We start from the raw sequence: 17,776 nt of genomic DNA, 5'->3' as shown, positions 1-17,776 counted from the left end.
GGTGACCGGGTACCCATCCCGTGGGAAGATCGAAACCGGATACACGCTCGATCGGAGCCACGATGGAACTGCCGCCGGGACAGGTCGCCACCACCCCGCGCCGCTTCGGGCTGCCGCAGTTCGCGCGCTCGCGGCCCGCGCCACCGGCCCGGCCGGTGGTCACCGTGAGCGGAGCCGTGCGACGACCCACGCAACTCGCACTCGACGAACTGCTCACCGACGAGCTGCGGCGGAGTCAGCGAAGCGACCTGCACTGCGTGACCACCTGGAGCGCACTGGGCCTGCGCTGGGAGGGCGTGCCGTTCCACGCCGTCCACAACGCCCTGAGCGAGCACGTGGGAATCTCCACAAGGGCGCGCTGGGTGAGCGTCACCGGTCTGGACGGGTACCGCGCCTGCCTGCGGCTGGACGACGCGCTCGCCGAGGACGTGCTTCTCGCCGATCGGCTGGACGGCGCGGCGCTGCCCCTCGATCACGGAGCACCGTTGCGCCTGGTCGCGCCCGCCCAGTACGGCTACAAGAGTGTCAAGCACGTGTGCGCCCTCGACTATCGCCGGGACTACGACCCGGGATCGGCGCGGTGGGCCACGCACCCGCGCGGACGGGTCCGGCACGAGGAACGCAGCCGGTATCTGCCCGGTCCACTGTGGCGCGTCATCTGGCGTGCGGCACTACCGGCGGTGCGCCGCCGCTACGACGGCGAATAGGGAGCCGCTCAGGCCGGGACCGCGGCCAGGTGCGCGGTCAGCATCTCCCGATCGAGGCTGCGGGGAACGGGGCTGAGTTGTCCCCGGCACTGCTTGTGAACGACATCGGAGACGAACTGCGCGACGGCGGCGGGCGACGGTGCGACGTGACCGCCGAGGTGGCAGATCACCGGAGGACGGTCGTTGCCACGAGGCTCGATCGCGATCGACCAGCCGAGCCGCTCGTCCCAGATGAGCATCAGGTCACGCTGCGGAAGGTCGGCGGCGCGGACGGCGAGCCCGAGATAGGCCGTCGCCGTGTCGGTCACCTCGTGGGTCACGGACACCGCGGGCACATCCACCTGCTCGGCGACCAGCTCGATGTAGGCCGCGAGCGCGGACTCCAGGCCACACGGTTGCGCCTCCACCGCGGAACTCAAGTCGAGGATCGACAGCAGCCGGGCCTCGTCCTGGGGGTCCTGGGCCATCCGGGCAACGGCACGAGCGGCCAGGGCGCGGTGTTCCTGCGCCTGGCGCTGGTGGCGGGCACGGGAGTCGGCGAGATGAGCCACCGGCCCCTCGGTTGGTGCCGAAGGTGTTGACGTCATCGGTGGCTCCTCGCCGGAACGTGGGTGGCGGTGCGCGTGGGCCGGACGTCCACTGCGGCGCGGCCGCCCGGCCGACGCGATGGCGTCAGAGCGCCGACACCGCCGTGGCCTGCGGGCCGCGGTTGCTCTGCCCGATGTCGAACTGGACCCGGGCGTTGTCCTCCAGGCTGCGGAAACCGCTGCCGGTGATCTCGGAGTAGTGGACGAACACGTCAGCGCCACCCTCGTCGGGGGCGATGAAGCCGAAGCCCTTCTCCGAGTTGAACCACTTCACAGTGCCCTGAGACATATCGATCTCCCTGTCGCGTCGAACGTGCGGCACGACCTCACACGAGGCGGCCGGGCTGCGAGCGTGAAACCAAGGAACCGAAAAGGCACCGAGATGACGCTCGCTAAAAACTCCTGCGAGCGTCTGAAAACCAGCGAACACAAAAATCTTCAACCACAGTCAGTGGAACACAGCCCCAGGTAGCCGTCAAGCAGCGGGGTGCGCGCCCGGCCCCAGGCTGGCCATCGCTTGCCGGTGGGCGTAGCGTGCGGAAGAGCAGGTTCGCGCCGCGCTTCCACCACGGTTACGAGGAGCCTTGACGCCGTTCGACCTGCCATCGAGGCTGACGCCCCAGCGATGAGCCACACGCCGTCGCGACAGAGGCAAGCCACCCACTTTCTCAGGCCAGCCATGATCTTCCGCTGGCCGTGTACTCAGGAGTTTCCCCTGTTCCCTCATCAGACACACCCCCGCAGCGGCACCGAACCGGTCTCCCCGGTGGTGTTCAGCCACCCTGCCGCTCAACCTGCCGCCGGCGACATGGTCGAAGCCGACTTGAACGGCACCAGGCAGGTCAGCTTCTCCGCCGCGCCGACCTCTACCTCGGTCGCGCGTCGTCGTCCTTGACCAGTTCCCGCAGCCGACGCCGAACGTGGGCGCGTTCGGGTTCGGTACCGGCCAGTTCCAGCGCCTCCCGGTAGGCCGCCGCGGCCTCGCTGCCTCGGCCGAGCCGCCGCAGCAGGTCCGCCCGTGCCAGCGGGTAAGGGTGGTAGCCGCGTAGCCGCGGCTCGTCGGCCAACTCGTCGAGCAGGACCAGACCGGCTTCCGGGCCGTCCCGCAGTGCCACGGCCGCCGCCCGGTTCAACGCGACGATCGGCGAGGGCACGAGCGCGAGAAGCACGTCGTAGAGCGCGACGATCTGCGGCCAGTCGGTCGTGGCGACGTTCGCGGCCTCGACGTGCAGGGCGGCGATCGCGGCCTGCACCGCGTACCGACCGGGCGCGCCACCGGTCAACGCCACGGGCACCAGACTGCGGCCCTCCTCGATCATCACGCGATCCCAGCGGCCCCGGTCCTGCTCGTCGAGCAACACCAGCTCGCCGTCCGGTCCGGTCCGGGCGTCCCGCCGGGCGTGGATCAGCAGCAGCAACGCGAGCAGGCCGGCGACCTCCCGCTCGGCGGGCAGCAACCGGCGCAGGATCCGGGCCAGCCGGACCGCCTCCTCGGCGAGATCGAGGCGCTGCAACCGCGGGCCCGCGCTGGCGGCGTAGCCCTCGGTGAACAGCGAGTACACCACCTGGAGCACGCCCGGCAGCCGCTCCGGCAGCTCATCGGCAGCGGGCACCCGAAACGGTATCCGGGCCTCGCGGATCTTCTTCTTCGCGCGCACGATCCGCTTGGCCATCGTCGCCTCGGGAACGAGGAAAGCCCGCGCGACCTCCGCTGTCGTCAGCCCCGCGAGGCACCGCAGTGTCAGCGCCGACCGGTCCTCGGCGGCCAGCGCCGGATGGGCGCAGGTGAAGAACAACTGCAACCGCTCGTCGGGCAGCTCACCGGCCAGGTCCGGCGCGGCGACGGGTTCCGCCCGGTCCGCGTCCACCTGCAGGATGGCGAGCCGCGCGGCGAACGCCTGATCCCGCCGCAGCCGATCCACCGCTCTGCGCCGCGCGGTCGTCATCAACCACGCGCCAGGCTTGGGTGGAACGCCGTACACCGACCAGTTCGCCAGCGCCGTCTCGATGGCCTCCGACGTGACCTCCTCGGCCAGGTCGAGATCGCCGAAGCGACGGACGAGGGCCGCCAGCAGCCGACCGCGTTCCTCACGGAACACCGCCTCCACCACCGGCCCCACGCCCCCCGCGGCCCGTTCGTCCCGCATGTCAGACACCGACGTCGGCGACCGGCCGCACCACGACCGCCCCGTCACCCCGCGCACCCGGGCAACGCGCGGCCCAGTCCAGCGCGGCGTCGAGGTTCGGCACGTCGATGACGTAGAAACCACCGAGGACCTCACGGCTCTCGGCGAACGGCCCGTCGGTCACGGTCCGCCTGCCGTCCTCGTCGACCCGCACAGCGGTGGCGGTGACCAGGTCGGCCAGCGATTCGCTGGAGACCAGAACCCCGGCCTCCTGGACCTCCTTGTGGTAGGCCAGCCAGTCCTCGACCTCACATCCCGGCGCCTTGCCGTTGGCGCCAACCGCACCGGCGTTGATCAGCAGCATGTACTTCATGGTCCGACTCCCTCGATGTGCGTTGTCCCAGCACGGCAGCGTCGCCGCACAAGACAACCACGAACGGGAGATGCCGGGATGGACAGCGCGGGAGGGATTTCCCCGGTGAGACCCTCGCCTCACGCGATGTGTGGCATTCGGCGTCACTGGCCGTGGACAGAGAAAATCCCCCAAGTACGCATCACGGGGAGGCGTGGGGGATGTAATAGCAGCAGTGTCGCGCGACCTGCATGTGGTCGCCACCGGCGCAGACCTGGCGGAAAGGCGGACTAGGCGCATCTTCCCAGGTCAAACTGTGGAGCTGAGGGGAATCGAACCCCTGACCTCCGCCTTGCAAAAGCGGCGCTCTACCAATTGAGCTACAGCCCCGGACCGCGAGCCATGGGACCCGCGGTGTGCGTCAGTTCTTGGCGGCGTCCGAACCGGCCTTGGCCGGGGCGCTGCCGTTCGGGGACACACCGTTCGTGGGTCGCTCGGTCGGGGCAGTGGCTTCGCGCCACAGGTCCGCCTCGGCCTTCGCGTCCTTGTTGCGCTTGATCACGAAGAACACGCCGCCCGCGACAACCGCGAGTGCCAACAGCTTCTTCACGGTGAAGCCCTCCTCGACAACCTGCTGACCGTGCACCAGCGATGTTACTGCACGCCGCCGGGGCGGCGTTTACGCGGTCCACCCCTCGGGTAGCTGGCGACGGACGATGTACGAAAAGGGAGGAAATGCGATGACCGGTGGCGACGAGCGGCAAGAAGGCATCAAGGGCGCGGTCGAGGACATGAAAGGTCGCGTCAAGGAGGCCGCGGGGACTTTCCTCGGCAACGACGAGATGGAACGCGAGGGCAGCGCGCAGCAGGACAAGGCACGCGCCCAGCAGGAGGCCGCCGAGAAGCAGGAGCAGGCCAAACAGGCACAGCAGGACGCCTCCGAGGCCGAGGCCCGCGAGCGTTCCCAGCAGTAACCTCAGGTCAGCGGGTTGGTCGTCTCGGTCGTTCCACGTGGAACACGTCGTGGCGGGCCGTCAGTAGCGCAACACGGGTATCGGGAGCCGCCCGAGCGCCCACCCGGACACCTCCGTCAGCAGGCCCCGCCAGTGCACGCCCGGTTCCGGGCCAAGATGACCTTCCCGCATCAGCCACTGCGAATTCCGCAGATGTATGTAGGTGACCTCGCCGTGGACTTCACCACGATTCTGCGAGGCTCTTTTCTTGTACAGCCCGGCCTGCTCCCGATACACGTTCCCGACGTGGTACGCCGCCTCCGAGCCCTCCATTTCGACCAGCGTGGCCACCTCGTCCATCCACCGGGTCGCGGTCACCAGGTCGCCGGAGATGATCCCGCCCGACACGCTCAGCGTGACGCCCATCGCGAAGTCCTCCATCTGGTTCGCGGCGTCCACGAACGCCTGCAGGAGGAAGTCGGCCCGCGCTGCACCCATCACTCCACCTCCTCGGTCACGGAGTGTCGTGATTAGGTGCCTACCCGCGGCACAGCCAACTGAACTGGGGACACCGCAGCATCACGCCTGTGACTGACAGCGAAACTCCTGCTCGCGATACCGAGACGGAGTGACCTCGTAGCGATCCCGGAAGGCCTGCCGCAGGGTCTCGGTCGAGCGGAAACCGCAACGCCGGGCGATCGCGTCGAGCGGCAGCGCCGTGGTGCTCAGCAGGTACGCCACCGCCTCGGTCCGCGCCGACCTGACGAACGCGCTGGGCGCGGTGTCCAGATGGCGCGCGAACAGCCTGCGCAGGTGGCGCACGCTCACTCCCGCCCTGGCGGCCAGCCGTTCCGTGGACAGGTCGTCGGCCAGGTGGCTGCTGATGTGGTTCGCGAGGTCCCGGACCACCGCGTCGTCCGGGAGCCCCGAGGCGAGGAACATGCTGATCTGCGCCTGGTCACCGGGCCGGTGCAGGTAGGTCACCAGCGTGCGCGCCACCTCCCGTGCGAGCGCGGGGCCGTGGTCGTCGCTGATCAGGCTGAGACTGAGGTCGAGACCGCTGGTGACGCCCGCGGAGGTGTAGAGGCGTCCGTCCCGCAGATACAGCGGCGTGGGATCCACCGTCACCGCCGGATACGCGGCCGCGACCTGCGCGGCGTGCCGCCAGTGGGTCGCGACCCGCCTGCCGTCGAGCAGGCCCGCCGCCGCGAGCAGCGACACTCCGGTGCAGATCGACACGACCCGCCTGCTGTCCCTGGCGATCCGGCGCACCTGCTTGACCGTCGTCGGGTCACCGCTCGCCGCGACATGGCCGTGCCCACCCGCGACGACCAGCGTGTCCACTCCCGGCGGCACCCGCTCCAGCGCTCGCTCCGGGGTCAGCGTGATCCCGCAGGAGCTCCGCACCGCCCGCCCGCCTGCCGTCACGAGCTCCACCCGGTAGCCCGGAAGTGCGCCGCAGCGCGTCGCGGAGGCGAACGCGTCACCCGGGCACGCCACGTCGAGCAGTTCGACATCCGGGTACGCCACCACCACGACCCGCCGGGCACGAGAAGGCCCGGGTCCGTCCACCGTCATCGCTCGATGCCCTCCCCGGGGGACACGCCACCCAGGATCGCGGACATTCCCGGCGTCGACACCGGGTGGCGCCGGGAGTCTAGCCGCATGTCCGTCCGCGACACTGTGGCCTCACCACCGGCTCGATACGGCCTGCTCGCCTCGCTGTACACCGCCCAGTTCCTCGGCACGGCGTTCTTCGCCACCGCGCTCACATCGATCCTGCGCGAGCGGGGCGTACCGCTGGCGGAGCTGGGACTGCTCCAGGTGGCGCTCATGGTGTCGGCGCTGCGTGTGCTGTGGGCGCCGGTGATAGACCGGTTCGGCTCACGGCGGCGCGGTCGCTACCGGTCGTGGCTGCTGGTGCTCCAGCCCGCGATGGTCGTGGCGCTGCTGTGCCTGACCGTGCTCGACCCGGTCGCCGACCTCGACCTGCTGCTGGTCGCGGGACTGGTCACCGCGGCACTGTCCGCGAGCCAGGACGTCGCCGTCGACGCCATCGCCGTTCGCCTGCTGCGCCCCCACCAACAGGGCGTGGCCAACGGAATCCAGGTCGCGGGCGGCTACGTCGGCAGCATCGCCGGAGGTGGCGTGTCGCTGCTGCTGTACGACAGCGTCGGCTGGGCACCCACGATCCTGGTGCTCGCCGCGCTGACCGCGGTGCCGTGGTGGCAGACGCTGCGCTTCACCGAGCCGGCCGGGCAACGCGCCGACTCGACACTCGCGACACGATACGGCGCGCTGCTCGGACTGTTCCGGCAGCGGAGACTGCTGCCGTGGCTGCTCGTCGTCCAGCCCTGTTGCTGGGCCGGGATCTTCGCCGCCTACGCCCTGGTCGGGCCGATGCTGGTCGACGCGGGATGGTCGCTGTCGAGCGTCGGCTGGGTGACGAGCATCGCGGGTGACGGAGTGGCCGTCGCCGGAGCGGTGGTCGCCGGCGCTCTCGTCGCCCGCCACGGCACCAGGACCTGCCTCGTCGTGTTCGGGCTGTGTCAGGTGGCGGCCGTGCTCGCGCTGCTACCGCTGGCGTTCGGCACCGCTCCCACCGTGCCCACCGGCGCGGCGATCCTGCTGTTCAAGCTCGCCTACGCCGCGTCGGCCACGGTGATCGGCACGGTGTCGATGCGACTGTCCCGCCCCGCACTCGCGGGCACGGACTACAGCGCCATGGCCACCGTAGGTTCGGTCGTCGCGTTCGGCGCCGGTGCCGTCGCTCTCGCACTCGCCGACTCCGCGGGTTACCCGGCGACCCTCACTGCCGCCGCGGTGCTCGCCTTCACCGGCGTGCTGGCCGTGCGGTGGGTGCCGTAGGCACCTTCAGCCATGACCAGCACATCACCCACAAAAAAAATGACCCGCCTCCCCTTCAGGGAAGCGGGTCATTCTGCTGTGGGCCCAGGAGGACTTGAACCTCCGACCTCTTCGTTATCAGCGAAGCGCTCTAACCGCCTGAGCTATGGGCCCGTAACGCTGACAAGCCTAACGCAAGCCGATCAGCGTTGGCGCAGTGGGGTCACTCGCGTTCCGACAGGGTGAGTTCCAGGCCGCCCGCGAGCCCGGCACAGACGTTGTAGACGAACGCCCCCACCGTGGTCAGCGCCGAGATCAGCACGATGTTCACCGCACCGACGATGGCCGCGGCGCCGAACACCGTGCCCGCCGTGATCAGCACTTCGCCGCCCGCGCCGTCGTCGGCCACCAGCGAGTTGTACGTGCCGTTGATGTTGTCCCAGACGCCCATGCCGTCGAGCACCGTGTAGAGCACCCCGACGGCGACGAGCCAGATGAAGAACAACGCCACACCGAGCACCAGCGAGAGCTTCAGCACCGACCACGGGTCGACCCGCTTCACCTGGAGGTTCGCCCGCCGAGGCCCGCGCCCGGGCCTGCGGAAGGCACTCACCGACTGCGCCGAGCCCGCACCCTGCGCGGCAGTCCCGCGCGGCTGCTGGACGGGCCGGGTGGTGTCCTGCTCCCCCTGCCCGCCGAACAACCGGTTCGCGGCGCCGCCCTGCTCCGGCGGGACAGACCCGGCCGCGTTCTGGTCACCGCCAGCCGGTGGTCCGGTCAGCCACTGCGTCGCGCTGCCGTCCCCGTCCGGGGAATCCGCCGAGTCTTCCTTTGCCACCCGCTGCCACGGCGGTACCTCGCCGGTGGTGGTGTCCGTCCCCCCGGAACCGTGGTGTTCGGTGTTGTCAGGTGGTGTCACAAGCGGTCAGTCCCTTGTTCGTCGCGAACCACTACTGTTGTTCCGCCTCGCCCCCGGCGTCGGCTTCCCCGGCCTCGTTTCCGGAGTCGACCGCTTCGGTCTCCTCCTCCTCGGCGTCCCCTTCCGGGACGTCCGACGGCCGGTCCGCGTTGCGCGCCACGGCCAGCAGAGTGTTCCCCTCACCCAGGTTGATCAACCGGACGCCCTTGGTCTGCCTGCTCGCCCTGCGTACGTCGTCCGCAGGCGTCCTGATCACCCCACCGCTGGCGGTGATGGCGTACAACTCGTCGTCGGCGTCGACGATGAGCGCGCTCACCAGCGTGCCACGTTTCCGGTCGTGCTGGATGGTGAGCACACCCTTGCCACCCCTGCCCTGCCGCGGGTAGTCCTCGATGGCCGTGCGCTTCGCGTAGCCGCCGTCGGTGGCCACCAGCAGGAACGTGTCTGGTTTGACCACGTTGATGCTGAGCAGCTCTCCCCCGTCGTTGAACCGCATGCCCAGAACGCCGGAGGTCGCCCTGCCCATGGGGCGCAGCGCCTCGTCGGTGGCGTGGAAGCGGATGGACTGGCCGTCCGACGACACGAGCAGCAGGTCGTCCTCCGGAGACGCGAGGACCGCACCGACCACCTCGTCCCCGTCCCGGAGGTTGATGCCGATGAGTCCACCGGAGCGGGGCGAGTCGAAGTCGGCGAGCCGCGACTTCTTCACCAGCCCGCCCTTGGTGGCCAGTACGAGGTACGGCGCGACCTCGTAGTCCGGGATCTGGATGACGCCGGCGATCTGTTCCTCCGGCTGGAACGCCAGCAGGTTCGCCACGTGCTGGCCACGCGCGTTGCGGTTGGCCTCGGGCAGCTCGTACGCCTTGGCGCGGTACACGCGGCCCTTGTTCGTGAAGAACAGCATCCAGTCGTGCGTGGAGCACACGAAGAAGTGCTGCACGATGTCGTCCTGCTTCAGGGTGGCGCCCTGCACGCCCTTCCCACCGCGCTTCTGCGAGCGGTAGAGGTCGGTCTTCGTGCGCTTGGCGTAGCCGGTTCGCGTGATCGTGACGACGACGTCCTCGACGGCGATGAGGTCCTCCACGGACACCTCGCCGTCGTAGGGCACGATCCGGGTGCGCCGGTCGTCGCCGTACTTCTCGACGATCTCCAGCAGCTCGGAGCGAACGATCGCCCGCTGCCGCTCCGGCCGCGCCAGGATGTCCTGCAGGTCGGCGATCTTCGCCTCGATGTCGGCGAGTTCGTCGATGATCTTCTGCCGTTCCAGCGCGGCGAGCCTGCGCAGCTGCATGTCCAGGATCGCGGTCGCCTGGATCTCGTCGACCCCGAGCAGCTCCATCAGGCCCGTGCGGGCCTCGTCGACGCTCGGCGACCGCCGGATGAGGGCGATCACCGCGTCGAGCTGGTCGAGCGCCCTGACCAGACCCCGCAGGATGTGGGCGCGTTCCTCGGCCTTGCGTAGCCGGAAGCGCGTCCTGCGGACGATGACCTCGATCTGGTGATTGACGTAGTGCCGCACCATCTGGTCGAGCCGCAACGTGCGCGGCACGCCGTCCACCAGCGCCAGCATGTTGACGCCGAAGTTGTACTGCAGCTGGGTGTGCTTGTAGAGGTTGTTCAGCACCACCTTCGCCACCGCGTCCCGCTTCAGCGTGACCACGATGCGCATCCCGCTGCGGCTGTTGCTCTCGTCGGCGATGTCGGCGATGCCGGTGAGCTTGCCGTCCCGCGCCAGCGTCGCGATGTTCTCGACGAGGTTGTCCGGGTTCACCTGGTACGGCAGCTCGGTGACGACCAGCGTGGTGCGGCCCTTGGTGTCCTCCTCGACCTCCACCACGGCGCGCATGCGGATCGACCCGCGCCCGGTGCGGTAGGCGTCGGCGATGCCCTGCGTGCCGAGCACGAGCCCACTGGTCGGGAAGTCGGGGCCCTTGATCCGTTGCAGCAGGGCCGCCAGCAGCTCCTCGTCGGTCGCCTCGAAGTTGTCGAGCGCCCACACCACGCCGTCGGCGACCTCGCGCAGGTTGTGCGGCGGGATGTTCGTCGCCATGCCGACCGCGATGCCCGAGCCGCCGTTGACCAGCAGGTTCGGGATCCGGCTGGGGAGGACGTCCGGTTCCTGGGTCCGCCCGTCGTAGTTGTCGGAGAAGTCGACGGTGTCTTCCTCGATGTCCCGCAGCATCTCCATCGCCAGCGGGGCGAGGCGCGACTCGGTGTACCGCATCGCCGCGGCCGGGTCGTTGCCCGGCGAACCGAAGTTGCCCTGCCCGTCGATGAGCGGATACCGCATCGACCAGCGCTGCGCCAGCCGCACGAGCGCGTCGTAGATCGCCGAGTCACCGTGTGGGTGATAGTTGCCCATCACGTCGCCGACCACGCGGGAGCACTTGTTGTACCCGCGATCGGGCCGGAAGTTGGAGTCGTACATCGAGTACAGCACGCGGCGATGCACCGGCTTGAGCCCGTCGCGCACATCCGGCAGCGCCCGGGACACGATGACGCTCATCGCGTAGTTGATGTAGGAGTTCTGCATCTCCTGCTGGATGTCAACAGGTTCGACGCGACCCTGGTTGCTCGGCGGGAGGGTTTCGGTCACGGCTGGATGTTTCCTTTCACCTGGTCGGACGGCTGACGCGGAGTGGGCGCGAGACCCCGCCTCAGACGTCCAGGAAGCGCACGCCCTTGGCGTTGCGGGTGATGAACGAGCGGCGCGCCTCGACGTCCTCGCCCATCAACACGGAGAACAGCTCGTCGGCGGTCGCGGCGTCGTCGAGACTGACCTGCAACAGGACGCGGTGCTCCGGGTCCATGGTGGTCTCCCACAGCTCCTCGGCGTTCATCTCGCCGAGGCCCTTGTACCGCTGGATGCCGTCCTCCTTGGGCAGCTTCTTGCCCGCCTCGGCACCCGCCTGGAGCAGGCCGTCGCGCTCGCGGTCGCTGTAGGCGAACTGCGCCTCCGCCCTCGGCCACTTGATCTTGTAGAGCGGCGGCTGGGCGAGGTAGACGAAACCCTGCTCGACCAGCGGACGCATGAACCGGAACAGCAGCGTCAGCAGCAGGGTCCGGATGTGCTGGCCGTCGACGTCGGCGTCGGCCATCAGCACGATCTTGTGGTACCGGAGCTTGGAGATGTCGAAGTCGTCGTGAATGCCCGTGCCCAGCGCGGTGATCAGGGACTGGACCTCGTTGTTCTTGAGGACCTTGTCGATGCGCGCCTTCTCGACGTTGATGATCTTCCCGCGAATCGGCAGGATCGCCTGGAAGTGCGAGTCGCGCCCCTCCTTGGCTGAGCCACCGGCCGAGTCGCCCTCCACGATGTAGAGCTCGCACTCCTCCGGGTTCCGTGAGCGGCAGTCCTTGAGCTTGCCCGGCAGGCCGCCGATGTCCATCGCGCCCTTGCGCCGCACCAGGTCCCTGGCCTTGCGCGCGGCGAGCCGGGCCTGCGAGCTCGACACGGCCTTGTTGATGATGATCTTCGCCTCGGCCGGGTTGCGCTCGAACCAGTCCGCCAGCCACTCGTTGCACGTGGTCTGTACGAACGACCGCGCCTCGCTGTTGCCGAGCTTGGTCTTCGTCTGCCCCTCGAACTGCGGCTCCGCCAGCTTGATCGAGACGATCGCGGCGAGCCCCTCACGGACGTCGTCCCCGGTGAGGTTGGCGTCCTTCTCCTTGAGCAGCTTCTTGTCGCGCGCGTAGGCGTTGACGACGCGGGTCAGCGCGGCGCGGAAGCCCTCCTCGTGGGTACCGCCCTCGTGCGTGTTGATCGTGTTGGCGAAGGTGTAGACCGAGGGCGTGAAGCCGGTGTTCCACTGCATCGCCACCTCGACCTCGAGGCCCTCACCCTGCTGCTCGAACGAGACGACGGTCGGGTGGATGGCCTCCTTGGAGGCGTTGATGTGCGTGACGAAGTCCTGGAGCCCGCCGGGGTAGTAGTAGGTGCGCTCCTTGATCGCGGCGCGCGCACCGGTGGCGTCCTCGGTCTCGTCCTCGGGCACTCGCTCGTCGCGCAGGACGATGGTGAGCCCCTTGTTGAGGAACGCCATCTCCTGCAGCCGCCGTGCCACCGTCTCGGCGCTGTAGGTCGTGGTCTCGAAGATCTCCGGATCGGCCCAGAACGTGACGCTGGTTCCCGTGCGGTCGGTGGGGCCCTTGTCCAGCAGGTCGCCGGGCACCGAGCGGTCGTAGTGCTGCACCCACACCTTGCCGTCGACGTGGATCTCGACGTCGAGTGCGGTGGACAGCGCGTTCACCACGGAGACACCGACACCGTGCAGACCGCCCGACACGGCGTAGGACTCGCTGTCGAACTTGCCGCCCGCGTGCAGCTGGGTCAGCACGATCTCCACGGTCGGCTTGCCGTGGACGGGGTGCATGCCGACCGGGATGCCGCGGCCGTCGTCGACGACCCTGACCCCGCCGTCGGCCAGCAGCGTGACCTCGACGCGCGTGGCGTACCCGGCCATCGCCTCGTCGACCGAGTTGTCCACAACCTCCTGGATCAGGTGGTGCAGGCCACGCTCACCGGTAGAGCCGATGTACATACCGGGGCGCTTGCGGACCGCCTCCAAGCCCTCGAGCACTGTGATGGAGGACGCACTGTATTCGCTGTTAGTTGCCACCGGCCTGACTTCTCCTCGTCTCGCCCAACGGACACTCGTGACGTTTCGGTCCTCGCGTCGGGCCCGAAGCTGATACTGGTTCCGGCACCGATCCGGCTTGCCTCGACAAGTTTACTTGGCCAGTCGCGCTCACAGGCATCAAGGACATGCCCAGCAGCGTCACAGAGCCACGAATTCGGACACGGACGGGTCGGGGCTCGCGCACTACCCGCCTCCACCCGCGTCACGCGGTTTCAGGCTGTGCGCCCACCGCGCTCAACCGTAGGTGTCGCGTGGACCCCTCCCTGGCACGTGCCGCGGCCCCTTGCGCCAGCTCGGAGCCGTCGGTCCCTGGATTCGCATTCTCGTGACCACACCGTGGCCGACCCCCGCTGCGATTCTTGCCAGTAGCTGCCGTTGCAGCAAGCGCAACTGGGTGGCCCATGCGGTGGAACTGGCGCGAACGGTCAGCTCGCCGTCGTTCAGCGCCACCGGTTGCGCGTGCTCGGCGACCTCGGAGCCGACCAGGCGGGTCCACTGGCCGAACACCCGGCCGTTCGCCAGCCGCGCACTCCAGCCGAGCTGAGTGGCCATGCTCGACATCAGACGGGAGAACGGTTGCGGATCACGCTCGTCGAAGCCGGGCCCCGACCAGCGACGCCGCCGGGGGTGCTGGGCCGTGCCCCGCGCCGCCGTGCTCCTCGGCACGCCGGGCCTGCGCACACCCGGTTCGGTCCCCCGGGCCGCGGCCCGGTCCTTCGCGGCCTGGAGCGCGGCCTTGGCGAGGTCACGACCCTGTGGATGGTTGTCCCCAGGGGCACTCAGCGCACTCTGCGACGGGTGACCCCCCGTCTCGTTCGGCGCAGTTCCGCTGTTACGCTCCGTTCCACGCCTGGGGGTTCCCCCGCCAAAATCGCCTGCCTGTGGATGATTCTTGCCCTCTTTCGGGGCGCCGATCACCCCGGGTTGTAACGCGCTAGCTGAGTTATCCACACTATCCACAGACTTATCCCCAGATCGGTGCACAACTCGCCCGTCAGCGGTTACGTTTCGTTGCGTGAACCGCGCTGTGTGTTCTGTTTCAGACACGCGTCACCTCGCCGTCGGAGACCGCATACCGCACGCCCGCGAGTTCGGCCGGTACGTCGTCGTCGACCGCGGCCGTCACCAGCACCTGTTCCGCCTTCGCCGCCACGTCGGCGAGGCGTGCGCGACGCCTGCTGTCGAGTTCGGCGAACACGTCGTCGAGCAGCAGGACCGGCTCACCACCCGACTCGCCGCTGAGCAGGTGGTAGGACGCGAGCCGTAGCGCGAGCGCGAACGACCACGACTCGCCGTGGCTCGCGTAGCCCTTGGCCGGCGCCGGGCCCAGCGTGAGGTCGAGGTCGTCGCGGTGCGGCCCCACGAGACTCACCCCTCGCTCCAGCTCCGCGTCCCGTGACGCCTCCAGCACGTGGAGCAGCACCCGCGCCACCTCCTCCGGTGTCGCCCTCGCCCCGTCGGCGGTGCCGAACCCCTCTGGCAACGCCTCCCCCAGGCTCGACCGGTAGCCGATCAACGCGGCGCGCGAATCGGGGGCCACCTCGCCGTACGCCGACGCCACGAACGGCGCTAGGTCGGCCACCAGGTTGAGCCGCGCGGCCAGCAGTTCGCTCCCGGCCGAGGCCAGGTGGTTGTCCCACACCTGCAACGTCGACAGCGCGTAGGGGTCCTCGTCCGCCGCGCGGCCCCGGCGGCCTGCCGGCCTGCGCAGGCTCTTGAGCAGCGCGTTGCGCTGCCGCAGCACGCGGTCGTACTCCGACCGCACCCCGGCGTAGCGGGGGGCGCGCTGCACCAGCAGCTCGTCGAGGAACCGCCGCCGCTCGGACGGGTCGCCCCGCACCAGGGCCAGATCCTCGGGCGAGAAGAGCACCGTGCGCAGGATGCCGAGGACGTCCCGCGGTTTGGCCACGGCCCCGCGGTTGACCCGCGCCCGGTTGGCCCGGCCCGGCGCGATCTCCAGCTCGACCGTCAGCTCGCGCCCCTCGTTGACTACGGCGACCCGCACCAGAGCACGCTCACAACCGTGCCGCACCAGCGGTGCGTCGGTGGCCACGCGGTGGGAACCGAGCGTGGACACGTAACCGATCGCTTCCAGGAGGTTCGTCTTACCGCGGCCGTTGGGGCCCACCAGCACGGTGGGCCCCTGGCCCAGCGGTAGATCGACGTGCTCCCAGGACCGGAAGTCGGTGACCTGGAGGTGGCGCAGAAACACCTAGCCGGTGACCTTCTTCGTCTTCACGGCATGCCCGCCGAACTGCTCACGCAGCGCCGCCACAGCACGCATCGACGCCGAATCCCGCTGCCGCGAGGCGAACCGCGCGAACAGCGCCGCGGAGATCACGGGAGCGGGCACGGCGTTGTTGATGGCTTCCTCCAGCGTCCAGCGACCCTCGCCGGAGTCCTCGACGTAGCCCTCCAGCTCCTCGAGTTCCGGATCCTCATCGAGGGCGCGGACCAGCAGCTCCAGCAGCCACGACCGCACGACCGTGCCCCGCTGCCACGCCTTGATGACCTCGGGCACGTTGCTGACCACGTCCGAGGCGTCGAGCAGTTCGAACCCCTCGGCGTAGGCCTGCATCAGGCCGTACTCGATGCCGTTGTGCACCATCTTCGCGTAGTGGCCGGCGCCGACACCGCCCGCGTGGGCGAACGCCTCCTCGCGCGGGCCCTCGGGACGGAGGGCATCGAAGAACGGCATGGCCCGCTCGACGTCGGCCTCGGCACCGCCGACCATCAGACCGTAGCCGTTCTCCTTGCCCCAGACACCGCCGGAGACGCCGACGTCGAGATACCCGACGCCGTGCGTACCGAGCAGTTCGGCGTTGGCCGTGTCGTCGGTGTAGCGCGAGTTGCCCCCGTCGATCACGATATCGCCCTCGGTCAGCAGCTCGGCGAGTTCGGCGACGGTGTTCCGCGTCGGAGCGCCGGCCGGGACCATCACCCACACCACGCGCGGCGCCGTCAGCGCGCCGACCAGCTCCGGCAACGACGCGGTGTCACTGACGTCGGGGTTGCGGTCGTAGCCGACCACGTCGTGCCCCGACGCGCGCAGCCGCTCGCGCATGTTGAAGCCCATCTTGCCCAGGCCGACGAGTCCCAGCTGTGCCATTCGCATGTTCCCCTTCTCGCGGTGCGCCGCTGCTCAGCCCGGAAGCCGAACCGGCATCAACAAGTAGAGATAGCCGGGCACGACGTCGCCGTTGTCGTCGGCAGGCTTGATCAACGCGGGCCGGTTGGGCGTGGTGAACGTCAACTCGGCCCGTTCGGCGTGCAGAGCGGCGAGCCCGTCGACGAAGTAACTCGGGTTGAACGCGATGGTCACCGGTTCCCCCTCGTAGTCGACGGGAAGCTCCTCCTCCGCGCTTCCCTCGTCGTCGCCGCCTGCCGACAACCGGAGTGTGCCGTCCCCGAACTCCAGCCTGACCTGGGTGCCCCGCTCGGCGACGAGCGACACACGCTTGATCGCCTCGGTGAGCGCGGGCACGTGCAGCACGGCACGCGAGGAGTGGTCCGACGGCAGCAACTGGCGGTACGGCGGGAACTCGGCGTCGAGCAGCCGGGTGGTCGTGTACTTGCCGGACCCGGCCAGGCCGAGGAGGCCGTCGCCACCCGCGAGCCCGATCTGCACCGTGGCGCCCGCGGAACCGAGTGCCTTGGCCGCGTCGGCGAGGGTGCGGGCGGGCACGAGCACCGCCGAGTCGGCCATGCCGTCGGCGGGCTGCCAGGTGAACTCGCGCATCGCGAGACGGAAGCGGTCGGTCGCGACGAGCGTCAACGTGTCGCCGGTGATCTCCACTCGCATGCCCGTGAGCATGGGCAGCGTGTCGTCCTTGCCCGCGGCCACCGCGACCTGGGCGACGGCCTGCGCGAACGCGTCGCCGGAGACCTCGCCAGCGAGGTCGGGCTGGGCCGGGAGCTGTGGGTAGTCCTCGACCGGCATGGTGGGCAGGCTGAACCGAGCGTTTCCGCAGGTGATGGACACCCGAGCGCCGTCGACCGCGATGTCGACCGGCTGGGCGGGCAGCGCCTTCGTGATGTCGGCGAGAAGCCGTCCCGAGACGAGCGTGCGCCCGCCGTCCGCGATCGTGGCCGGCACCCCGACGGTGGCGGAGACCTCGTAGTCGAACCCGGACACGGTCAGTGCGTCCCCGGCCGTGGAGCCACCCTCACCGCCCGCGTCGAGCAGCACTCCACCCAGCACGGGAACGGGCGGCCTCGACGGGAGGCTCCTGGCCACCCAGGCGACGGCGTCGGCAAGCCCGTCGCGTTCGACGCGGATCTTCATGCGCCCATCCTTTCGACAGCCGAGCCGGTTGGTGCTCGAGAGATCGACACACCGCCGGTGGGAGAACTCCCGGCGAAGTGTGTGGGGTTCGCAGGGCGGCGGCGCGTTGCCGGGGTGGGCAACCGCTCACCGGCCACCGAGCTGACCGGCCTGTGGACTTCCACGGTAGAGCGTGCCGTCCACCGCCGTCATGTCGGGCCACGGGTTGCGCGAGGGGTCGTCGAGCGGACTTGTCCCCAACTTCGCGCCGAGCTGTTTTTCTTCTTTTCTTCTCTGAAGAGAACTTAGTTCAGCCGTAGTAGTAGGGGCTGTGGATTGTGTGGATAACCCGGATCGCCGCAGGTCACTCAGCGTGGCGGG

17 protein-coding genes and 2 tRNA genes are annotated in these 17,776 nt (G+C 69.4%); 3 read left to right on the top strand and 16 right to left on the bottom strand.

Features of this window, described 5'->3' with window-relative positions; genetic code table 11:
* Window positions 1–62 precede the first annotated feature (62 nt).
* Window positions 63–707 (top strand): molybdopterin-dependent oxidoreductase, encoded by a 645-nt coding sequence (locus FFT09_RS08280; RefSeq protein WP_138382313.1) that lies wholly within the window; start codon window positions 63–65, stop codon window positions 705–707.
* 8 nt (window positions 708–715) lie between these two features.
* Here FFT09_RS08280 and FFT09_RS08275 read toward each other — a convergent pair whose 3' ends face one another.
* From FFT09_RS08275 to FFT09_RS08250, 6 genes are all read right to left on the bottom strand, one after another.
* Window positions 716–1,294, bottom strand: coding sequence for a DUF6292 family protein (locus tag FFT09_RS08275; RefSeq protein ID WP_244231273.1), 579 nt, complete (start codon window positions 1,292–1,294; stop codon window positions 716–718).
* An 85-nt stretch (window positions 1,295–1,379) separates the two neighbouring features.
* Complete coding sequence (locus FFT09_RS08270; RefSeq protein ID WP_024876985.1) at window positions 1,380–1,583, bottom strand: cold-shock protein; 204 nt, start codon at window positions 1,581–1,583, stop codon at window positions 1,380–1,382.
* A 577-nt stretch (window positions 1,584–2,160) separates the two neighbouring features.
* On the bottom strand, window positions 2,161–3,441 hold the full coding sequence (locus FFT09_RS08265) for an RNA polymerase sigma factor (RefSeq protein WP_138382312.1): 1,281 nt from the start codon (window positions 3,439–3,441) through the stop codon (window positions 2,161–2,163).
* A 1-nt stretch (window position 3,442) separates the two neighbouring features.
* A complete protein-coding gene (locus FFT09_RS08260; protein ID WP_138382311.1) occupies window positions 3,443–3,793 on the bottom strand; it encodes a YciI family protein in 351 nt (116 codons plus the stop codon).
* 296 nt (window positions 3,794–4,089) lie between these two features.
* A tRNA-Ala gene (locus FFT09_RS08255) sits at window positions 4,090–4,162 on the bottom strand.
* A 31-nt stretch (window positions 4,163–4,193) separates the two neighbouring features.
* Complete coding sequence (locus tag FFT09_RS08250; RefSeq protein ID WP_024876989.1) at window positions 4,194–4,382, bottom strand: DLW-39 family protein; 189 nt, start codon at window positions 4,380–4,382, stop codon at window positions 4,194–4,196.
* A 130-nt stretch (window positions 4,383–4,512) separates the two neighbouring features.
* Here FFT09_RS08250 and FFT09_RS08245 point away from each other — a divergent pair, with 130 nt between their 5' ends.
* A complete protein-coding gene (locus tag FFT09_RS08245) occupies window positions 4,513–4,746 on the top strand; it encodes a CsbD family protein (RefSeq protein WP_024876990.1) in 234 nt (77 codons plus the stop codon).
* 60 nt (window positions 4,747–4,806) lie between these two features.
* Here FFT09_RS08245 and gvpU read toward each other — a convergent pair whose 3' ends face one another.
* Window positions 4,807–5,223 (bottom strand): gas vesicle accessory protein GvpU, encoded by a 417-nt coding sequence (gene gvpU / locus FFT09_RS08240; protein WP_024876991.1) that lies wholly within the window; start codon window positions 5,221–5,223, stop codon window positions 4,807–4,809.
* A gap of 81 nt (window positions 5,224–5,304) precedes the next feature.
* Complete coding sequence (locus FFT09_RS08235) at window positions 5,305–6,303, bottom strand: GlxA family transcriptional regulator (protein ID WP_138382310.1); 999 nt, start codon at window positions 6,301–6,303, stop codon at window positions 5,305–5,307.
* Window positions 6,304–6,390: 87 nt separating this feature from the next.
* Between FFT09_RS08235 and FFT09_RS08230 the strand changes: the two genes are divergently transcribed.
* Window positions 6,391–7,593, top strand: a complete 1,203-nt coding sequence (locus tag FFT09_RS08230; RefSeq protein WP_167305347.1) for an MFS transporter — start codon at window positions 6,391–6,393, stop codon at window positions 7,591–7,593.
* 79 nt (window positions 7,594–7,672) lie between these two features.
* Here FFT09_RS08230 and FFT09_RS08225 read toward each other — a convergent pair.
* The 8 genes from FFT09_RS08225 to dnaN form a co-directional block, all read right to left on the bottom strand.
* A tRNA-Ile gene (locus FFT09_RS08225) sits at window positions 7,673–7,746 on the bottom strand.
* A 49-nt stretch (window positions 7,747–7,795) separates the two neighbouring features.
* A complete protein-coding gene (locus FFT09_RS08220; protein WP_138382308.1) occupies window positions 7,796–8,491 on the bottom strand; it encodes a DUF3566 domain-containing protein in 696 nt (231 codons plus the stop codon).
* Between the two features lie 31 nt (window positions 8,492–8,522).
* Window positions 8,523–11,087, bottom strand: coding sequence for a DNA gyrase subunit A (gyrA, locus tag FFT09_RS08215; protein WP_081192754.1), 2,565 nt, complete (start codon window positions 11,085–11,087; stop codon window positions 8,523–8,525).
* Between the two features lie 61 nt (window positions 11,088–11,148).
* Window positions 11,149–13,110, bottom strand: a complete 1,962-nt coding sequence (gene gyrB / locus FFT09_RS08210) for a DNA topoisomerase (ATP-hydrolyzing) subunit B (protein WP_081192752.1) — start codon at window positions 13,108–13,110, stop codon at window positions 11,149–11,151.
* A 255-nt stretch (window positions 13,111–13,365) separates the two neighbouring features.
* Window positions 13,366–13,914: a DciA family protein gene (locus tag FFT09_RS08205; RefSeq protein ID WP_081193487.1), complete on the bottom strand. Its 549-nt coding sequence runs from the start codon at window positions 13,912–13,914 to the stop codon at window positions 13,366–13,368.
* 256 nt (window positions 13,915–14,170) lie between these two features.
* Window positions 14,171–15,343 carry a DNA replication/repair protein RecF gene (gene recF, locus FFT09_RS08200; protein WP_081192751.1) on the bottom strand — a complete coding sequence of 391 codons (1,173 nt, stop codon included), beginning with the start codon at window positions 15,341–15,343 and terminating at the stop codon, window positions 14,171–14,173.
* The gene (gene gnd, locus FFT09_RS08195) at window positions 15,344–16,240 is read right to left on the bottom strand and encodes a phosphogluconate dehydrogenase (NAD(+)-dependent, decarboxylating) (RefSeq protein ID WP_081192749.1); all 897 of its coding nucleotides are present in this window, start codon (window positions 16,238–16,240) and stop codon (window positions 15,344–15,346) included.
* Window positions 16,241–16,273: 33 nt separating this feature from the next.
* Window positions 16,274–17,416: a DNA polymerase III subunit beta gene (dnaN, locus tag FFT09_RS08190; protein WP_081192747.1), complete on the bottom strand. Its 1,143-nt coding sequence runs from the start codon at window positions 17,414–17,416 to the stop codon at window positions 16,274–16,276.
* Between the last annotated feature and the right edge of the window lie 360 nt (window positions 17,417–17,776).

Source organism: Saccharomonospora piscinae (genome assembly GCF_005862235.1).
Classification (GTDB): domain Bacteria; phylum Actinomycetota; class Actinomycetes; order Mycobacteriales; family Pseudonocardiaceae; genus Saccharomonospora; species Saccharomonospora piscinae.
Note: the sequence above shows the minus strand (reverse complement) of the source record. Positions and strands in the feature narration are given on the sequence as shown.